The organism is Lentzea sp. (genome assembly GCF_035525475.1).
GTDB lineage: Bacteria > Actinomycetota > Actinomycetes > Mycobacteriales > Pseudonocardiaceae > Lentzea.
Genome location: NZ_DATLEC010000130.1, coordinates 1 through 18,543 on the forward strand (window position 1 = coordinate 1; position 18,543 = coordinate 18,543).

The window sequence follows — 18,543 nt, forward strand, 5'->3', positions numbered from 1 at the left end:
TTCGGGGCCCTTGCGAGGCGCTTCATCGGGCGGAAAAGGGCGGACGCTCCGCGCCCGCCCGATCCCGGCAAGGTAGCACCTCGCACCCAAAGTCAAGCCCCAATCGCACAGCGTTGGGGTACACCGCTTTTCGGCGGTTCATCGGGAAGACGGCTCGCTTCGCATCGCCATCGAGGGTGTCGGGCAGTAGGTACCGGGCGTGGGTTATTTCCAGCAGGTACCTCGCCTGGGCGTTTCCAGCGCTGGTTCGCACCTGGGCATTTCCGCGCCTCACCGCACCTGGGCATTTCCAGCGCGGCCGGAGTGTCAGACCCACTGAGTACGTTGGGTCGCGGGGGAGCCACAACGCAAGGGGACCCCTGCGTCAGCGTGCCACCGCCGCGTCGGCCCTGCTCACCGTCGGCCCGCCCCACCCGAGGCGGGTCTCACCAGAGGCCGGGCACTTCCTCCTCCGGCTTGCGCGCGTCCTCCCAGCGGTACTCGCGCAGGTTCACCTTGCCGTCCAGGTTCGGGACGCCCTCCTCGTGGAGGAGTTGGAGTTGCGTGTCGCGCAGGTGTGGGGCGCAGGTGCCGTCGGCCTTCAGGACGCGTTGCCACGGCAGGTCGTGGCCGTCCTCGTTGAGGATGCGGCCGACCAGCCGTGGCGACGGCGCCTTCGCGAGATCCGCGATGTCGCCGTAGGTGGCGACTCGTCCGCGGGGGATGGCCTTGATGCAGTCGCGGATCCGCTCGTGGATCTCTTCGTCCATCCCGCGAGTCTAGCTAGATCGTCTTTGCCCAGTTGGCTACCGCGGTGAGGTAGGCGGGGGCGTTCGGGGCGTAGTTGATGGAGTGGCCGTAGCCGTTGAGGATGTAGGTGTTCAGGCGGGGGACCGCTGGGAAGAACTGCGCCTCGTCGGCCTTCAGGGCTGCGGGGGAGGAGCAGTCGCTGCCTTCCAGGGGGATGCCCGCGCCGCAGAAGTGGGTGTCGTTGCCGAGGGCGATCATCACCGGGACGTCGATCTTGCGGGAGACCGGGACGACCACGGTGTTCAGGAGGATGGTGTCGACCGCTTCCGTCACGGCGAAGACGTCCTTCGTGGACTCGTCGAACGAGATGGCGCCGGTGATCAGCGGGCCTGGCTTGTGGAACGAGTTGTAGCGGGTGTTCGGCATCGTGGTGAGGTAGCCGACGTCCAGGCCCGCCGGGACCATGTTGGCCAGCACCGGGACCACGGTGAGGTGGTTCATCTTGTGCGTGAAGCCCGTGACGAGGACGCCGTCCACGTCGTCGTAGGTGGCCGCCTCGATGATGGCCATCGCCGAGCCGATGGAGTGGCCGCCGACGATCACCTTGGCGAAGCGGGGTTTCAGGGTCGTGATGACCTGGTGGACCGCGCTGGCCTGGGTGGAGGCGGTGACCAGGGCGCTCAGCGGCTTGGAGCTCCTGCCGGTGCCGAGGCGGTCGAGGGCCAGGGTGGCGAAGCCCGCCTTGTTCTGGGCCTGGGTGAACGAGTGGGTCAGCGGCTCGAAGCCCACGTCCCAGTAGGTGCGGTCGTAGGTGCCGCCCGGGATCAGGACCTGCACGGCCTTCGCGTTGGCGGGGACGCACAGCCTGCCGGCCATCGTTTCCTGCGTCGTCACCAGCGGGGTCAGGCCGATTCGCACCGGGTAGCTGACGTCCTGGCACGTCACCGCCGCCGAGGCGGGTGCGGGGGCCAGCAACGATGCGGTGGTGAGCAGGGCCGCGGCGCAGAGCCTGCGGAAACGCATGGGAGTACTACCTCCAGCTAGTCGCGGGGGACGGCCTTCATCAACAGGCCTTGGGGGTACGGGGCGGACGTGAACTTCACCCGCGCCGCGCGTGTGGGGACGAGTCGCCAGCGGGCCGCGACGGTCGCGAGGGTGATGACGATCTCGGTCTGGGCGAAGGTGTTGCCCAGGCATTGGCGGGCGCCGCCGCCGAACGGGACGTACGCGCCGCGCGGGAGGGTCGAGAGGAACTCGGGGGTCCAGCGTTCCGGCGCGAAGCGTCGCGGTTCCGGGAAGTAGCGCGGGTCGTGGTGCAGGGCGTGCGGGCTGACGATCACCTCGGCGCCCGCGGGGAGCGTCACGTCGCCCAGCCGGACTTCCTCGAGCGTTCGGCGCATGACGAACCAGATCGGGTACATGCGCAGGGTTTCCTGCACGATCTGCGTTGTGTAAGTCAGGGAGGGGATGTCGGCGAACGTCACCGGGCGGTCGCCGAGGACGGTGTCGAGCTCGGCGTGTAATCGCTTCTCGATCTCGGGGTTGTCGCCTAACTCGTACAACGCCCAGGCCAGTGCGATCGCGGTGGTCTCGATGCCGGCCGTCAGCAGGGTCAGGACCTCGTCGTAGGTCTGCCGGTCGGTCATGCCGACGCCGTCCTCCTGTGCCAGCAACAGCGTGGAGAGGACGTCGCCGTGGTCGGTGCCGTCCGCGCGCCAGCTCTCGATCACCTGCAGCACAACGGCTTTCATGCGCGCGATGGCCGCGTCGAACTCCTTGTTGCCCCGCAGGGGGAGCTTCTCGACGAACGACGGGGTCAGCGCGCGGATCATGCCCTGCTGGATGACCGTGAAGATCGAGCGGCGGACCTCCTCGACGGCGCGTTTCCCGATCTCCGACGAGAAGAGCGCCTCGCCGACGATGGTGACCGCGAGTTCCTGCATGTCGTCCTCGACGACGCGGATCTCGCCTGGTTGCCAGCGCGCAGCCAGCGAAGAAGCAGCACGAGCCATTGTCGACGCATAGGCTTCGATCCGTTCGCGGTGGAAGGCCGGCTGCATCATCCGGCGCTGTCGCAGGTGGTACCCGCCGTTCGACAGCAGCAGCCCGGTGCCCAGGTAGGGCTGGAATTTGTCGAACATCGCGCCCTTGCGGAACTTCGAGCCCTGCGAGACGAGGACTTCGTAGGTCAGCGAAGGACTGGTGACGAAGTGGGCGCGCAACGGGCCGAGGTCGAGACGCACGACGTCGCCGTGCTCGTGCAGCGCGTCGGTGAACCGGGCGCGCTGGAGGAGCATCGCCGGTGTGTGTCCGAGCAACGGCCAGCGGCGCGGGGCCACCGGGACGGGCATTCGGACTCCTGGGGAGTTGGGCCGAACGGGGACGGACCACCCTAGGAGCCGTTCGGATGAAGATGACAGTGCCTGAACGGGTGGTTCCGCATCACTCTGATGGCGCAGTGCGCGCACCGCTCGGGTGACTAAGCTCGTGCGTCTTCCCGACCGCCACGAAACCGGAGGGGTGTTCTCCGTGGCAGACACCCAGAACTGGGTTCCTCTCGGCATCGACACCAACGTGCCGAGCATGGCCCGTGTCTACGACTACATCCTCGGCGGCGCCCACAACTTCGCCGCGGACCGGCAGGTCGGGTCCCAGATCGAGAAGCTGGTGCCGGGACTGCCGAGCGTCGCGCGGCTCAACCGCCGCTTCCTCGGCCGCGCGGTGAACTTCCTGATGGACCAGGGGATCCGCCAGTTCCTCGACATCGGTTCCGGCATCCCGACCGTCGCGAACGTGCACGAGGTGGCGCAGGAACGCGACCCCGGCGCCCGTGTCGTCTACGTCGACAAGGACCCCGTCGCCGTCGCGCACAGCCGATTGTTGTTGGCTGACAACGACAACGCCACCATCGTGCACGCCGACATGCGCGAACCGGACTCCGTGCTGTCGAGTGCCGAGGTCAAGCGGCTGCTGCGGTTCGACGAGCCGATCGGGTTGCTGATGCTGCTCATGCTGCACTGGGTGCCGGACGAGGACGACCCGGTCGAGCTCGTCGCGAGCTACCGGGACGCGTTGCCCGCCGGCAGCTTCATCGTGATGACCCACGTCGCCAAGGACCAGATCGACGAGAAGGTCGACCGGGCCGCGGCGGTGGTGAACAGCAGCAGGAGCGCGGACCGGATGCACATGCGCACGCACGACCAGGTCAGCGCGTTGTTCGACGGGTTCGAGCTGGTGGAGCCCGGCCTCGTCGGCTGCGGTGAGTGGCGGCCGGACGGGCCAGGTGACTTCGCCGACGAGGCGTCCATGAACATGTTCTTGTACGCTGGCGTCGGTCGTAAGGACTGAAACCACACTGTAGTGTCTGAGCATCACACTGTTGGCGCAATGGATGCCGACTGCCGGTAGGTAAACTTCCGGACACTCTTCAACCCATGCAGGGCAACGGGAATGACGAATCCAAGCCGAAGGCCCGATGCCGCTCCACCTCAGGGCGTAGCCGCCGTCCGTGCGCGAGAAGCCTTGGCGCGCAAGTGGAGCTACCTGCTCAGCAGCGTCGTGGTGGTCGCGCTGAGCAGAGATGAGCTGAACGCCGAACTGGGCGATCAGCTCGACGCGTTGTGCGCGGCACTGCACCACGAGCCGTTCGACCCTGCCCCGTTCGAGGAGGTGGGCGAGCGGCTCGTCGCTCTCGGTTACGTCAACGAACCGGGGCTCAGACGCACGGTCGACGTGCTCGGCAAGGGCTTGCCGGCACTCGAGGAGTTCCGCCACGTCGACCAGTTCACGGTGCGTGTCGTCGGCGGGATCGGTGCGCTGGCGTGCGGCTTCAGCGCGGCACGCGCACGTTCCATCCTGGACCAGCAGGAGAGCATGCAGCGGTCGTTGCTCAAGGCCGCCCACGACGCGCAACGCGACCGGCGGCAGAGCGAGGCCAAGTTCGAGGGCATCGCCACCTCGTCGACGAACGGCATCCTGATCGTCGGCCTCGACGGGAAGGTGGTGTGGGCCAACGACGCCATCGGCGAGATCCTCGGCCACACCCCGGAGCAGGGCACGCGGGTCATGGAGCTCCTCGCGCCCGGCTCGATCGTCGTGTTCCGCGAGATGATGGAGAAGGTCCTCGCCGAACGCGACGACTTCGAGCGCGAACCGATGCACCTGCTGCGCGGCGAGGACGACCTGGCCAAGGTCACGCTGACGGCGTCACTGCTGCGCGACGGCGACGGCAAGCCGAGCCACGTGCTGGTGGTCGCCGACGACGACACGGAACTCGCGCTCCTGCAAGGAGAACTGCGCAGGCAGTCGCTGCACGACGTGCTGACGGGCCTGCCCAACAGGCAGTTCTTCACCACCCACCTGGAGACCGTGCTGCGCCGCGCCGATCCCGACCTGGGCGTCACGGTGTTCCACCTCGACCTCGACGCGTTCGGCCTGGTGTGCAACAGCCTCGGCGGCCGCGTGGGCGAGAAGCTGCTGCAGCACGTGGCTCGCAGGCTGCGGGCGCTGATGTCCCGCGAGCAGGCGATGGTCGCGCGGTTCGACGGCGACGAGTTCGGCATCGTCGTCGAGAACTCCGCCACCACACCGGACATCGCGACGATCATGAACGCCATCAACGCCGACCTGGCGGAACCGGTCTTCGTCGACGACCACGGCCTCGCCGTCTCGGTGAGCGCCGGCGTGGTCGACCGGCCGTCACCCGACGTCGATCCCACGGAACTGCTGCGCATGGCCGACCTGGCGTTGCGGCAGGCCAAGAAGGACCAGCGCGGCCAGTGGGAGTTGTTCCACGGCAACAAGAGCACCGCGGACCGGCGCGACGCGGCACTCGCCGTCGTCATGCCGGGAGCGTGGGAGCAGGGCGACGTCGGCGTCTGCTACCAGCCGGTCCGCGTGCTCGCGACCGGTGAGCTGGCGGGCGTCGAGGCCGTGCTGCACTGGGACCTCTCCGACCGGTGCGCCGCGCTCGCCGACTCGACGGGCCTGATCCTGCCGATGGGCGAGTGGCTCATCAGGATCGCCGCGGGCCAGGCCCAGTGGTGGCGTCAGCGGGGCGAGCTCGACGCCCAGTTCGGCGTCCGCCTCACCCGGCACCAGTCGACCGACGCCGCCCTGGTGTCCCGCGTGGCCAAGGTGGTCGAGGAGACCGGGCTGCCGCCGGAGCGGCTGACGCTGAGCATGCCCGTCGGCGTGCTGGGCGTGTCCGGCGCGTCGGAGAACCTGAGCGCGTTGGCGGGCATGGGGATCAGGATCGCGCTGGACGACTTCGGCCTCGGGCCGCGGGACCTCGGCTGGCTCACGGAGCTGCCGGTGGTGTCCGTGCTCGTGCCGAAGGACCTGGTGCGGCGTCAGGACCTCCGTTCCGCCGCCCTGATCCCGGCCGTGCACGACCTGGGCGTGGCCCTGTGCGTCGACGGAGTCGAGACCGACGAGCAGGCGCAGTGGTGGGCGGAAGCGGGCGCGGACCTCGCGATGGGCGCCCGCTTCGGTTCGCCCGAGAACGCGGGCGACGTGCTGAAGAACCTGCTTTAGACGCCGCCCTGCCTCAAATGCCGCGCTGCCACGCGACGACTGCCGCGTGGTAGCTGTCAGCCTTCTTGGTGTCGAAGTTGAAGACGTGCCCGTACCCGTTGACGACGAAGCCGTCCAGCCGCGGCGCCCGCGGGTAGAACGGCCTCTCGGACCTGACGAGCGCCTGCGCCGACGAGCAGTCGGCGCCGAGCGGCGGGGTGCCGCAGAAGTAGTCGGCCGAGGTCTGGACGGTCATGACCGGCGCGGTGATGGCGGCGCTGACGGGCAGCACGAGGTTGGACATCAGCGCGGTGGTGACGAACTCGCCGGCCGAGACGACGTCCTTCGTGGACTCGTCGAGGTCGATCACGGCCGGGACGTTCGGGCCCGGCGCGTGGAACATGGTGTAGCGGGTCCCCGGTGCCGTGGTCAGGTAGCCGACGTCGAGGCCGCGCAGGCTCAGCTTCGGGTCGAGCAGGGCGGGGACCAGGTTGGTCAGCGCGGGCACGGCCCTGATGTAGTCCCACTGGTGCGTCATGCCGGTGACCAGCACGCCGTCGACGTCGCGGTACCTGCCCGCCTCCGCCATCGCGATGGCGGAACCGATGGAGTGCCCGCCCACCAGCACCTTGGAGAACCGCGGGCGCAGGTTCTGGACCACCTGGTGCACCGCCTCGGCCTGGTTGGGGACGTCGACCAGGATGCTGAGCGGTTTGCTGCTCCTGCCGGAACCGATCCGGTCCACCGCCATGGTGGCGATGCCCGCGCTGTTCATCGCGCGCGTGACGGAACGCTTCTGGCCTTCCACGGGGATGTCCCAGTACCCGCTGGTGTACGTGCCACCGGGGACGAGCACCTGGACGGTCGTGGCGCCCCGCGGGACGCACAGCCTTCCGTACATCGTCTGCCTGATCAGTCCGAACTGGACGGACGTGTGCACGTCCTCGCAGGTGGTCTGGGCGGCGCTCGCGGGCGCGGGTACCGGTAGGAGGGCGGCGAGCAGCACGGCGGCGCAGAGCCGACGGAAACGCATGAGGGAAACAACCTCCAGCTAACGGGGGACGACCTTCATCATCAGGTCGCCGGGGTAGGCCGCGTTGGTGAACCGGGTGCGCACGGGCCGGTCGGGGACCAGCCGGTAGCGCGAGAGGACCGTCGCCGCCACGATGGCGATCTCGGTCAGCGCGAAGTGGTTTCCGACGCACTGGTGGATGCCGCCGCCGAACGGGACGAACGCGCCCTTCGGCAGCAGCTTCACGCGGTCGGGCGTCCAGCGGTCGGGGTCGAAGCGCTCGGGGTCCGGGAAGTGCGCCGGGTCGTGGTGCATCGTGTGCGGGCTGAGGATCACCTCGGTGCCCGGCGCGAGGCGGGCGCCGCCGAGCTCGACCTCCTCGGCGGTGCGGCGCATGACGAGCCAGAGCGGGTACTTCCGCAGGACCTCGTTCGTCACCTGGCCGAGGTAGGTCAACCGGGGTACGTCGGCGACGGTCACCCGGCGCCCGCCCAGCACCTGGTCGACCTCCGCCAGCACCCGTCGTTCGACCACGGGGTTGGCGGCGATCTCGTGGAAGATCCAGGCGAGTGCCAGCGCGGTGGTCTCGATTCCCGCGGTGAGTAACGTGATGACCTCGTCGAAGACCTCGTCCTCTGTCATCGGCTCGCCGCTCTCGGGGTCCCTGGCCGCCAGCAGCGTCGACAGCAGGTCGCCGTGGTCGGTGTCGTCGTCGCGCCGGCTGGCGATGACCTCCCGCACTATCGCGCGCATCCGCGCGATGGCCTCGTCGAACTCCCGGTTCGCCGGGATGGGCAGCTTCTCGACGAACCCCGGCGAGAGCGCGCGCACGATGCCGTTCCTGATGATCACGAAGACGGACCGGCGTGACTCGTCGATCGCGCGCCTGCCGATCTCGGTGGAGAACAGCGCCTCACCGACGATCGTGACGGCGAGGCCCTGCATGTCGGCCTCCAGCTGCCGCACCTCGCCCGGCCGCCAGCTCTCCAGCAGGTCGTGCGCCGCGCGGACCATGATCTCCGCGTACGCGGTGCTCCGGTCGCGGTGGAACGCCGGCTGCACCATCCGGCGCTGACGCAGGTGGAAGGCCCCGCTCGACACCGCGAGCCCGTTGCCGACGAACGGGCGGAACTTGTCGTACATCCGGCCTTTGTGGAACTTCGGCGCGTCGGTGACCAGCACCTGGTGCGTCAACCGGGGGCTGGTGACGAAGAAAGCGCGCAAAGGTCCCAGGTCGACTTCGACGAGATCGCCCTGGCGTCGCAAATTCGCGGTGAACTCGAATCTCTTCCTTAGCATCGACAACGTGTGCCCGAGAAATGGCAGCCTGCCGGGTGCCACCGGGACGGCCATCATCGCTCCTCGTAGCGGGGAAAGAGGTGGACAACCATAGGAGTCGTTCGGTTCAGGTGACAGTGGCCGATCGGGTGGCGTGTGTTCACACGTGTGGCCTAATCGTGCGCGCTTTGTGCATGACTAAGCTTGTGCGTCCGCAATCTGAAGAGGTGGTCGCGTGGCCGGCGAGCAGAACTGGGTCCCACAGAGCGTGGACGTCTCCGTGCCCAGCGCGGCACGGGTGTACGACTACCTGCTCGGCGGCGCGCACAACTTCGCGGTCGACCGTCTGATGGGCGACAGGGCCGAGCAGATGATGCCGAACTCCCGCAACGCCGCCAGGCTCAACCGGGCGTTCCTGCGCCGGGCGGTGCGCTTCATGACCGAGCAGGGCGTGCGCCAGTTCCTGGACATCGGCTCGGGCATCCCGACCGTGGCCAACGTGCACGAGGTGGCGCAGGAGGTGGCGCCCGACTGCCGGGTCGTGTACGTGGACCGCGACCCCGTGGCCGTCGCGCACGGCGAGCTGATCGTCGCAGGTAACAGCCGTGTCGGCGTGCTGCAGGCCGACATGCGGGACCCGGAGAGCATCCTCGGGAGCAGCGAGGTCGGCCGCCTGGTCGACTTCGACCGGCCCGTCGGCGTGCTGCTGCTGTTCATGCTGCACTGGGTGCCGGCCGAAGCGGACCCGCAGGGCCTGATGAAGCGCTACCGCGAGGCCCTGCCCAGCGGGAGCTACCTCGCGATCTCGCACATGGCGGGCGACCACGTCAACGACGAGGCCAGGGCCGTGACCGACAGGATGAGCAAGGCGGGCGGCGGTGACGTCACCTATCGCGACCGCGACGAGATCGAGTCCTTCTTCGGCGATTTCGAGCTGGTGGAACCCGGATTGGTCAAGTACGTCGAGTGGCGACCTTCGGGACCCGCCGACATCTCCGATGATCCGGCGGTGAACCGGATCGCGTTCGCCGGTGTCGGCCGCAAGTCATAGAAATTTCGATCGAGTGACGGTGATTCACGCTACCGGTTGAGGTGGGGCGTATGGTGCGTGAGTAAACTTCCGGGACCTCAGAGCCAATGCGAGGCATTCCCGAATGTCCAACCCGAGTCGGATACCTGACGTCACGCCCTCGCCGGAGGACATTGCCAGGGCGCGGCTGACCCTTGCGCGCAAATGGTCGTACCTCCTGCTCGGCACAGTCTCGATTCCGCTGGGCCGCGAAGGCCTCGACCGGGAACTGAGCGGTCGGCTGGACGCGTTGTGCGCGCTGCTGCACGAGGAGAAGCCCGGCACCACCGCGGTCGAGCAGATCGGCGCCGAGCTGGCGGGTCTCGGCCACCTCGGGCGGCAGGGGATGCGCGTCACCGCCGAGGTGCTCGGCAAGGGACTGCTCGCACTGCCGGAGTTCCAGCCGGTCGAGCGCTACGCGGAACGGATCGCGCTCGCGATCGGCGCCATCGGCACCGGGTTCACCACGGCCAACACCGAGTCCGTGCTCGCCCAGCAGGAGAGCATGCAGCGGTCGTTGCTCAAGGCGGTGCGCGACGCCAACTGGAACCTCAGGGAGAGCGAGGCCCGCTACAACGAGGTCGTCACGTCGTCCAGCAACGGCGTGATGATCGTCGACCTCGAAGGACGGCTGCTCAGGGCGAACGCCGCCATCGGCGAGATCCTCGGGTACACCACCGACGAGCTCGCCGGCATGTCGTTGTTCGACCTCGTCGCGCCGGGGTTCGTCGAGATGCTGCGGGCGGCGCTGGCCGAGCTGGTCGAGGGCACCGCGCAGCGCGTGCGGCAGGCCCAGCGGATGCTGCGCGTCGACGGCGAACCGGCGCGGCTCGCGCTGACGGTGTCGTTGCTGCGCGGTGCGGACGACGAGCGCAGCCACTTCGTCGTGGTCGTCGAGGACGGCACCGAGCTGGAGCTGCTGCAGAACGAGCTCCAGCGCCAGTCGCTGCACGACGTGCTGACCGGGCTGCCGAACCGCCAGTTCTTCACCACGCAGCTGGAGACCGCGCTGCGCAAGGCCGATCCCGAGCACGGCATCACGATCCTGCACCTGGACATCGACGCGTTCGGCATGGTGTCCACCAGCTTCGGCGGCCGGATCGCCGAGCGGTTGCTGCAGCACGTCGCTCAACAGCTGCGGCTGCTGCTGGCCGGCGAGAAGGCCATGATCGCCCGCTTCGACGGCGACGAGTTCGGCGTCCTCATCGAGAACACGGCGACGACGCCGACCATCGGCGCGATCATGAAGAGCATCAACGACGACCTGCTCGAACCGACCTATGTGGACGGTCGCGGGCTCGCGGTGTCGATGAGCGCGGGCGTGGTGCACCGGCCGGGCGGCGACGCGGAACCGGTCGACCTGCTGCGCGCGGCGGACACGGCGTTGCGCAGGGCCAAGGTGCGCCGGCGCGGCCAGTGGGAGGTGTTCCACTCCGCCCAGGACGCCGAGGACCGGCGCGACCACCTGCTGGCCGTGACCATGCCGGAGGCGTGGGAGAACGGCGAGATCACCGTGCGGTACCGGCCGCTCGTGCGGCTGGCCGACGGCGAGGTCGGCGGCGTCGAGGCGTTGCTGCACTGGGACCGGCCGGAGCTCGGCGTGCTCGACCACGACCGGTGCGCGGGGCTCGCGGAGGCGACGGGGCTGGTCCTGCCGCTCGGCGAGTGGCTGATGAAGGTCGGGGCCGGTCAGTCGTCGTGGTGGCGGCAGCGCGGGCAGTTCGACAGGGCGCTGGTCGTGCGGCTCACCCCGCACCAGTCGACGGACGCGGACCTGGTGTCGCGCGTGGTGCGGGTGCTGGAGGAGACCGGGCTGGAGCCGGGGCGCCTCGCGCTCAGCATGTCCGCCGAGGTGCTGCCGCTGACGGACGCGGCCGACAACCTCACGACGCTCGCGGGCATGGGCGTCCACATGGGCCTCGACGACTTCGGGCTCGGCCCGCTCGACCCCGCCGCGGTGTCGGAGCTGCCGGTGAGGTCGGTGCGGGTGGCGCCACCGCTGGTCGAGCGCCGGTCCCCGTACGTGACGGCGTTGCTGCCGTTGATGCACGACGCGGGCGTGACGGTCGCGGTCGACGGGATCTCGAGCGAGGAGCACGCCCGCTGGTGGTGTGACGCGGGTGCGGACTTCGGCACCGGCGACCACTTCGGCGCGGCCGGCACGCCGGGGGAGTTCCTGCAGGACCTGCCCCTCCCGTGATCCTCGTAGGTGACCGGGATCACAGTTGGGTCGCAAAAGGACTGGCCCGCCGGTCTCCGGGAAGAAAGTAGCCGGGAACGGCGGCTGCTCCGTCCGGCGGACGTCGCTGATCTTGTCGGTGCAGCGTGGTGAAATCGAGTCGTGGCACTTCCACCCCAGCTGGTCCGCAGGAAGCCGGAGACGCGCCCGCGTCCCCGGTGGGACTCCGCTGCCCAGCGGGTCTTCGCGCACGAGGGCTTCCTGCGGGTGCTGGGCGGTCCCGGCACCGGCAAGACGACGCTGCTCGCCGAACTGGCCGCGCACGTCGTGCTGGAACAGGGCGCCGACCCGGAGAACGTGCTGGTCCTCACCGCGAACAGGCGTGCGTCCGTGGCGTTGCGCGCGCACATCACGCGGTTGCTGACCGGCCACCTGTCGGCGATACGCGAGCCGTTGGTGCGCACCGTGCACTCCTACGCGTTCGCTGTGCTGCGCAACCAGTCCGTGCTGCTCGGCGAACCGCCGCCACGCCTGCTGTCCGGGCCCGACCAGGACGCGATGGTCCGCGAACTGCTCGCCGGCGACGTCGAGTCGGGCGCGCTGAAGTGGCCGGAGCGGCTGCGCCCGGCTCTGGAGCTGCCGGGGTTCGCGCACGAGCTGCGCGACCTGCTGCTGCGGGCCGCCGAACGCGGTCTCGGGCCCGAGGACCTGATCGAGCTCGGCGAGGAGCACGGGCGGGACGAGTGGGTGGCGGCCGGCCGGTTCGGGGCGCAGTACGAGGCCGTGAACCTGTTGTCCGGCATGGACTCGGCGACGTCGTACGCGCCCGCCTACGACGCGGCGGAGCTGGTGTCGTCGGCCTACGCGGCGTTCGTCAACGACGAGGAGCTGCTGTCCGGCGAACGGCGTCGCGTGCGGTACCTGTTCGTCGACGACGCGCAGCACCTCGACCCGATGCAGTACTCGCTGGTCAAGTCGCTGGGGTCGGCCGCGTCGCGGTTCGTGCTGGCCGGTGATCCCGACCAGGCGATCTTCACGTTCCGCGGCGCCGATCCGGACATCCTCCGCGAGGTCGCCGGCGAGACCGTCGTGCTGAGGCAGTCGCACCGGATGACGCCCGAGATCCGCGACGCGGTGGCGCGGCTGGCGGCCCGTCTGCCGGGTGCCTCTCCCGCCCGTTCCGTGCTGCCGGTCGAGGGCGAGGGGTCCGTGCAGGTGCGGCTGCTCGCGTCGTCCGCGCAGGAGGCGACGTGGGTGGCCGACCAGCTGCGCCGCTCGCACCTGGCCGACGAGGTGCCGTGGTCGCAGATGGCCGTCGTGGTGCGGTCGGCGACGTTGTCGTTGCCGGTGCTGCAACGGGCCTTGCTCGCCGCCGGTGTGCCGGTGGCGGTGGCGTCGGAGGAGCTGCCGTTGGCGCAGCAGCCTTCCGTGCGTCCCCTGCTGGCTCTCCTGCGCGCGGCCGCGTCGCCGGGGTCGTTGGACGAGGACACGGCGGCGATGCTGCTGTCGTCGTCCTACGGCGGCGCGGACCCGTTGGCGCTGCGGCGGCTGCGGCGCGGCCTGCGGCGCCTGGAGATGGCCGCGGGCGGCGACAGGCCGAGCGGCGAGCTGCTCGTCGACGTCGTGGAGGACCCGGACCGGCTGGCCGCCCTGGAGGACGCGGAGTCCCTGCCGGCGCGGCGGATCGCGCACCTGGTGTCCCTGGCGCGCAAGGCGATCGCGGCCGGGAAGTCCGTCGAGGTCGTGCTGTGGGACCTGTGGACGGCGTCCGGCCTGCAGGACAGGTGGGTGGCGCAGTCGGCGCGGCGCGGCGTGCCGGGCATGCAGGCCGACCGCGACCTCGACGCGATCGTGGCGCTGTTCGAGGCGGCGGCGAAGTACGTCGACCGGCTGCCGGGCTCCGGCGTGGCCGGGTTCGCCGACTACCTGGAGTCGCAACGGATCGTCGGCGACACCCTGGCCGCCTCGGCCCCCACCGGTGAGGCGGTGTCGGTGCTGACGGCGCACTCGGCGGCCGGCCGGGAGTGGGAGGTCGTCGCGGTGCCCGGCGTGCAGGAGGGCAGCTGGCCCGACCTGCGGCTGCGCGGCACGGTGCTGGGCGTCGAACGCATGGTGGACGTGCTGGCCGGGATGGAACCGTCGGTGTCGGCCGTGGCGCCGATCCTGGCGGAGGAACGCCGCCTGCTGCTGGTCGCCGCCTCCCGCGCCCGGTCGAAGCTGCTGATCAGCGCCGTGCGGGGCGAGGACGAGCAGCCGTCGCGGTTCCTCGACGAGATCGAGTCCTCCGCCGAGGACGAGCGGAAGCTGCACCGGCCCCAGCGCGGTCTGGTGCTGGGCGAGCTGGTCGGCGAGCTGCGCCGTGTCGTGTGCTCGGACTCGGAGACCCCCGACCGGCGGTCGCGTGCGGCCGCTCAGCTGGCCCGGCTCGCCGAGGCCGGTGTGCCCGGCGCGCACCCGGAGTCCTGGTACGGCTTGGCCGACGTGTCGGTCGACGCTCCACTGTGGACGGAAGACCAGAAGGTCAGCGTCACGCCGTCGACGATCGAGGTGATCACCAAGTGCCCGCTGCGCTGGGTGGTCGAGCGGCACGGCGGCCAGGACCCGGCCGAGCTGGCCTCGGTGACCGGCACGCTGGTCCACGCACTGGCGCAGGCGGCGGCTTCGGGCGCGGACGCCGCCGCGTTGCGCGTGAAGCTCGACGAGGCGTGGGCCGCCGTCGACGCGGGCGCGCCGTGGTTCTCCCGCCGCGAACGCCAGCGCGTGGAGAAGATGCTCGACACGTTCCTCGCCTGGCTGACCATGAGCCGCAGCCAGCTCACGCAGGTCGCCGTCGAGGAGGAGATGGTCGTCGAGGTCCCGAAGCGCGACGGCGGCCCGTGGCTGCAGGTGCGCGGCCGGGTCGACCGCCTCGAACACGACGAGGACGGCCGCCCCGTCGTCATCGACCTCAAGACCGGCAAGAACCCGGTGTCGCGCGAGGCGTCGCAGGAGCACCCGCAGCTGGCCGTCTACCAGCTGGCGTCCTCCCTGGGCGGCTTCACGCACATCGGGCTGGGAACAGAGCCGGGCGGCGCCCGGTTGTTGTACGTCGCGAAGGAGGACAAGAAGACAGGAGCCGTCGAACGCACCCAGGCACCGCTGGACGAGCAGGGCGTCCGCGCGTGGCTCGAGGTGGTCCAGGGCGCCGCCGAGTCGGTGCTCGGCCCGCAGTACACGGCGCGCGAGAACGCCGACTGCGACCGGTGCCCCGCCCGCACGACCTGCCCCGTCCACCCGTCCGGGCGGCAGGTGAGCGAGTAGGTGCCCGTTGACCTGCGCGTTTCGCGCATCGGAACCCATCAGCCCGGGTGGTGCGGGCCCGCGAGGCCCGGATAGGAAGATGTACAGGTGACCGTCAGCCCGTTCGAGATCGCTGAGGCGCTCGGGCTGAACAAACCCACACCCGAGCAGGCCGAGGTCATCGCCGCACCCGCGCAGCCCGCGCTGGTCGTGGCGGGCGCGGGCGCGGGCAAGACCGAGACCATGGCCGCCCGCGTCGTGTGGCTGGTCGCCAACGGCCTCGTGCAACCCGACCGCGTGCTCGGCCTGACGTTCACGCGCAAGGCCGCCCGCCAGCTCGCCGATCGCGTGCGCGCCCGACTGCGCAGGCTGGCGGGGTCGTCGCTGCTCGACGAGCTGGACCCGAGCGGCGAACGCAAGATGTCCGTGCTGACCGGCGAACCCGTGGTGCTCACCTACCACGCCTACGCCGGCCGGCTGGTCACCGAGCACGGCCTGCGGCTGCCTGTCGAGCCGGGCGTGCGGCTGCTGACCGGGACGGCGTCGTGGCAGCTCGCGCACCGGGTCGTCTCGACGTGGACGCGCGACCTCGACACCGACAAGGTGCCGGCGACGATCACCGGCTACCTGCTGTCCCTGGCCGGGAAGCTGGGCGAGCACCTGGTGACACCGGACCAGCTGGAGGCGCACGCCCGCGAGTTCTGCGCGCTGGTCGAAAACGCCCCCAAGACGCCCCGGCAGCGGGACGCGTTGCCGGAGAAGCTTCGTGAAATCGTTGCGGCACAACGGTTGCGGATCGCGTTGCTGCCCCTTCTGGACGCGTACCAGCAGCGCAAGCGCAAGGAGGCCGCACTCGACTTCGCGGACCAGATGTCCCTGGCGGCGCAGCTCGCCGGGTTCGAAGAGGTGTCCACCGGCGAACGCGAGCGGTACGGCGCCGTGCTGCTCGACGAGTACCAGGACACCGGCCACGCCCAACGCGTGCTGCTGCGGTCGTTGTTCGGCCTCGGCGCCCCGATGCCGGTGACGTCGGTGGGCGACCCGGCACAGGCGATCTACGGCTGGCGCGGCGCGTCCGCGGCCAACCTGCCGCGCTTCGTCGACGACTTCCCGCCCGCCAGGAAGTACGGGCTGCTGACCAGCTTCCGCAACCCGCCAGAAGTCCTCGAACTGGCGAACGCCGTGTCGTTGCCGTTGCGCGAGGCAGGCCTCGACGTCGACGAGCTGCGCGCCCGCCCCGGCGCCGGACCGGGCGACGTGCGCCTGGCGTTGCACGAGGACATCCGGCAGGAGCTCGACTGGCTGGCGGACAACGTCGCGGCGCAGTGGGAAGCCCACCTCGACGCCGAGGGCGTGCCCCCGACCGCCGCCGTGCTGGTGCGCCGCCGTTCCGACATGGCCGCCATCGCCTCGGCACTGCGCGAACGAGGACTGCCCGTCGAGGTCGTCGGCCTGGGCGGCCTGCTGGACGAACCCGAGGTCCGCGACCTGGTGTCCGCGCTGCGCGTCCTCGTCGACCCGCTGGCAGGAACCGCCGCCGCGCGCCTGCTGACCGGATCGCGCTGGCGGCTGGCCGCCGTCGACCTGGCCGCTCTGTGGTCCCGCGCCAGGGAACTGGCCGGTGTCGCACCACGACAGTCCGTTGTGGACGATCCACTCCTGGTGCTGGCGGACGCACTGCCCGGCGAACACGCCGAACAGGCGGGCCTGGCGGACGCGCTGGACGACCCAGGCGACCCCGACGCCTACTCCACCGACGGCTACCGCCGAATCCGGCGCCTGGGCGGCGAGCTCGCCGCGCTGCGGCGCAGACTCGACCAGCCGCTGCCCGAACTCGTCGCTGACGTCGAACGCACCCTGCTGCTCGACATCGAGTCGATGTCCCGCCCCGGCATGGTCGGCCGAGCCCACCTCGACGCCTTCTCCGACGTGGTCATGGACTTCGCCGCCGCCTCGCCGTCCGCGACGCTGCCCTCGTTGCTCGACTACCTCTACACCGCCGAACACGCGGAGGACGGCCTCGAACCCGGCGAGGTCGAGGTGTCGGAAGACCGCGTGCAGATCCTGACCGTCCACTCCGCCAAGGGCCTGGAATGGCACATCGTCGCGCTGCCGCACCTGGTCCGCGACGTGTTCCCCGGCCGCAAGAAGTCCTCGTGCTGGCTCAAGTCCGTGACGGAGCTCCCGGCCCCCCTGCGAGGAGACGCGGCCGACCTGCCCGCCCTGAAGCTGTCCGCCGGCTTCAACCGCAAGGAGGTCGACGAAGCCCTCACCCTCCACGCCGAGGAGTTCGAAGACCGCCGCCTGGTCGAAGAACGCCGCCTGTTCTACGTGGGCGTGACCCGAGCCGAGCACAGCCTGCTCATGTCGGGCCACTGGTGGGCGGAGGCCGGCGAGAAGCCCAAGGGCCCGTCGGTGTTCCTCCGCGAGATGCACGAGGTCCTGCGACGCGACCCCGCGCCGGGCGACATCTCCGTCTGGGCCGGAGAACCCGACCCGGACACCCCGAACCCGCTCGCGGAAGACGTCAAGTCGTCCCAATGGCCGGCCGACCCGCTGAGCAAACGCCGCGACGCCGTCGTCGAAGGCGCCCAACTGGTGCTCTCAGCGCTGGACTCGTTGCGCGACACCCCGCCCGAACCACTACCGCTGATCTTCGAGGAAGAGCCCGCCGCGGAACTGGTGGACGACTACCCACCCCCCACGGACGAACCCCCGGACGACGACTTCCCGCCGGAACCGGAACCCCTGCCCGACGACGTGGTCCCGGACGACCCGGAAATGCCGGAGGACGACCCGGAAGGCTGGGCCCGCGACGTGGATGTCCTGCTGGCAGAACGAGCGGCGTCCCAGAACCGCCGCGAACAGGTCTCCCTGCCCGACCACCTCTCGGTGTCACAACTGGTGGAGCTGGCCAAGGACCCGGACCTGCTGGCCCGCCGCCTGCGCCGCCCCCTCCCGTTCCCACCCAACCCGCTGGCCCGCAGGGGCACGGCCTTCCACACCTGGCTGGAAAACCGCTTCGGCGCCGCAAGACTCCTGGACCTGGACGACCTCCCCGGAGCAGGCGACGCCGACGCGGCCCCGGACACCGACCTGGAAGGCCTGAAGGAGGCGTTCCTGTCCAGCACCTGGGCCAACCGCACCCCGCATGACGTGGAGGTGCCGTTCGAGGCGGAGTTCGACGGCATCTCGGTCCGCGGCCGCATGGACGCGGTCTACCAGGACCCCGACGGCTGGACCGTCGTGGACTGGAAGACGGGCGCCGTGCCGGAGCCGTCGGCTCTGCCCGCTTTGTCGGTGCAGCTGGCCGCTTATCGGCTGGCTTGGGCGGCTTTGGTGGGGGAGCCGCTGGAGCGGGTGCGGGCGGCTTTCCACTACGTGCGGCACGACCACACCGTGCGGCCGGCGGACCTGCTGGACGAGCAGGGGCTGAAGGACCTGATCCGGTCGGTCGGGTCATGATCGCGAGTTGTCCACAGG

General features: G+C 70.3%; 11 protein-coding genes. 6 read left to right on the plus strand and 5 right to left on the minus strand.

Annotated features, from left to right (window positions below; all coding sequences use genetic code 11):
* Positions 1–425 precede the first annotated feature (425 nt).
* Genes VM306_RS21765 through VM306_RS21775 form a run of 3 tightly spaced genes read right to left on the minus strand, consistent with a single transcriptional unit; the run spans position 426 to position 3,080 of the window.
* Positions 426–749, minus strand: coding sequence for an MGMT family protein (locus VM306_RS21765; RefSeq protein WP_325517938.1), 324 nt, complete (start codon positions 747–749; stop codon positions 426–428).
* 13 nt (positions 750–762) lie between these two features.
* Positions 763–1,752, minus strand: coding sequence for an alpha/beta hydrolase (locus VM306_RS21770; protein WP_325517940.1), 990 nt, complete (start codon positions 1,750–1,752; stop codon positions 763–765).
* A gap of 17 nt (positions 1,753–1,769) precedes the next feature.
* Positions 1,770–3,080 (minus strand): cytochrome P450, encoded by a 1,311-nt coding sequence (locus tag VM306_RS21775; RefSeq protein ID WP_325517942.1) that lies wholly within the window; start codon positions 3,078–3,080, stop codon positions 1,770–1,772.
* A gap of 178 nt (positions 3,081–3,258) precedes the next feature.
* On the opposite strand from VM306_RS21775, the gene VM306_RS21780 reads away from it, so the two are divergent.
* Both VM306_RS21780 and VM306_RS21785 read left to right on the plus strand, forming a co-directional pair.
* A complete protein-coding gene (locus tag VM306_RS21780) occupies positions 3,259–4,077 on the plus strand; it encodes an SAM-dependent methyltransferase (RefSeq protein ID WP_325517944.1) in 819 nt (272 codons plus the stop codon).
* A 174-nt stretch (positions 4,078–4,251) separates the two neighbouring features.
* Positions 4,252–6,264, plus strand: a complete 2,013-nt coding sequence (locus tag VM306_RS21785) for a putative bifunctional diguanylate cyclase/phosphodiesterase (protein WP_325517946.1) — start codon at positions 4,252–4,254, stop codon at positions 6,262–6,264.
* Positions 6,265–6,277: 13 nt separating this feature from the next.
* On the opposite strand, the gene VM306_RS21790 is transcribed toward VM306_RS21785, so the two are convergent.
* Positions 6,278–7,276, minus strand: coding sequence for an alpha/beta hydrolase (locus VM306_RS21790; protein WP_325517948.1), 999 nt, complete (start codon positions 7,274–7,276; stop codon positions 6,278–6,280).
* Positions 7,277–7,294: 18 nt separating this feature from the next.
* Complete coding sequence (locus tag VM306_RS21795; RefSeq protein WP_325517950.1) at positions 7,295–8,608, minus strand: cytochrome P450; 1,314 nt, start codon at positions 8,606–8,608, stop codon at positions 7,295–7,297.
* Between the two features lie 160 nt (positions 8,609–8,768).
* Here VM306_RS21795 and VM306_RS21800 point away from each other — a divergent pair, with 160 nt between their 5' ends.
* The 4 genes from VM306_RS21800 (at position 8,769) to VM306_RS21815 (ending at position 18,525) form a co-directional block, all read left to right on the plus strand.
* Entirely contained in the window at positions 8,769–9,584 is an 816-nt protein-coding gene (locus VM306_RS21800) for an SAM-dependent methyltransferase (RefSeq protein ID WP_325517952.1), read from the plus strand.
* Between the two features lie 103 nt (positions 9,585–9,687).
* On the plus strand, positions 9,688–11,802 hold the full coding sequence (locus VM306_RS21805; protein WP_325517954.1) for a putative bifunctional diguanylate cyclase/phosphodiesterase: 2,115 nt from the start codon (positions 9,688–9,690) through the stop codon (positions 11,800–11,802).
* A gap of 141 nt (positions 11,803–11,943) precedes the next feature.
* A complete protein-coding gene (locus VM306_RS21810) occupies positions 11,944–15,081 on the plus strand; it encodes an ATP-dependent DNA helicase (RefSeq protein ID WP_325517956.1) in 3,138 nt (1,045 codons plus the stop codon).
* 87 nt (positions 15,082–15,168) lie between these two features.
* The gene (locus tag VM306_RS21815; protein WP_325517958.1) at positions 15,169–18,525 is read left to right on the plus strand and encodes an ATP-dependent helicase; all 3,357 of its coding nucleotides are present in this window, start codon (positions 15,169–15,171) and stop codon (positions 18,523–18,525) included.
* Positions 18,526–18,543: the final 18 nt, after the last annotated feature.

What these genes read in the sequence shown, in the direction of transcription:
- VM306_RS21795 (WP_325517950.1), bottom strand. Translation starts at nt 8,608, where the DNA reads ATGGCCGTCCCGGTGGCACCCGGCAGGCTGCCATTTCTCGGGCACACG.
- VM306_RS21765 (WP_325517938.1), bottom strand. Translation starts at nt 749, where the DNA reads ATGGACGAAGAGATCCACGAGCGGATCCGCGACTGCATCAAGGCCATC.
- VM306_RS21775 (WP_325517942.1), bottom strand. Translation starts at nt 3,080, where the DNA reads ATGCCCGTCCCGGTGGCCCCGCGCCGCTGGCCGTTGCTCGGACACACA.
- VM306_RS21790 (WP_325517948.1), bottom strand. Translation starts at nt 7,276, where the DNA reads ATGCGTTTCCGTCGGCTCTGCGCCGCCGTGCTGCTCGCCGCCCTCCTA.
- VM306_RS21770 (WP_325517940.1), bottom strand. Translation starts at nt 1,752, where the DNA reads ATGCGTTTCCGCAGGCTCTGCGCCGCGGCCCTGCTCACCACCGCATCG.
- VM306_RS21805 (WP_325517954.1), top strand. Translation starts at nt 9,688, where the DNA reads ATGTCCAACCCGAGTCGGATACCTGACGTCACGCCCTCGCCGGAGGAC.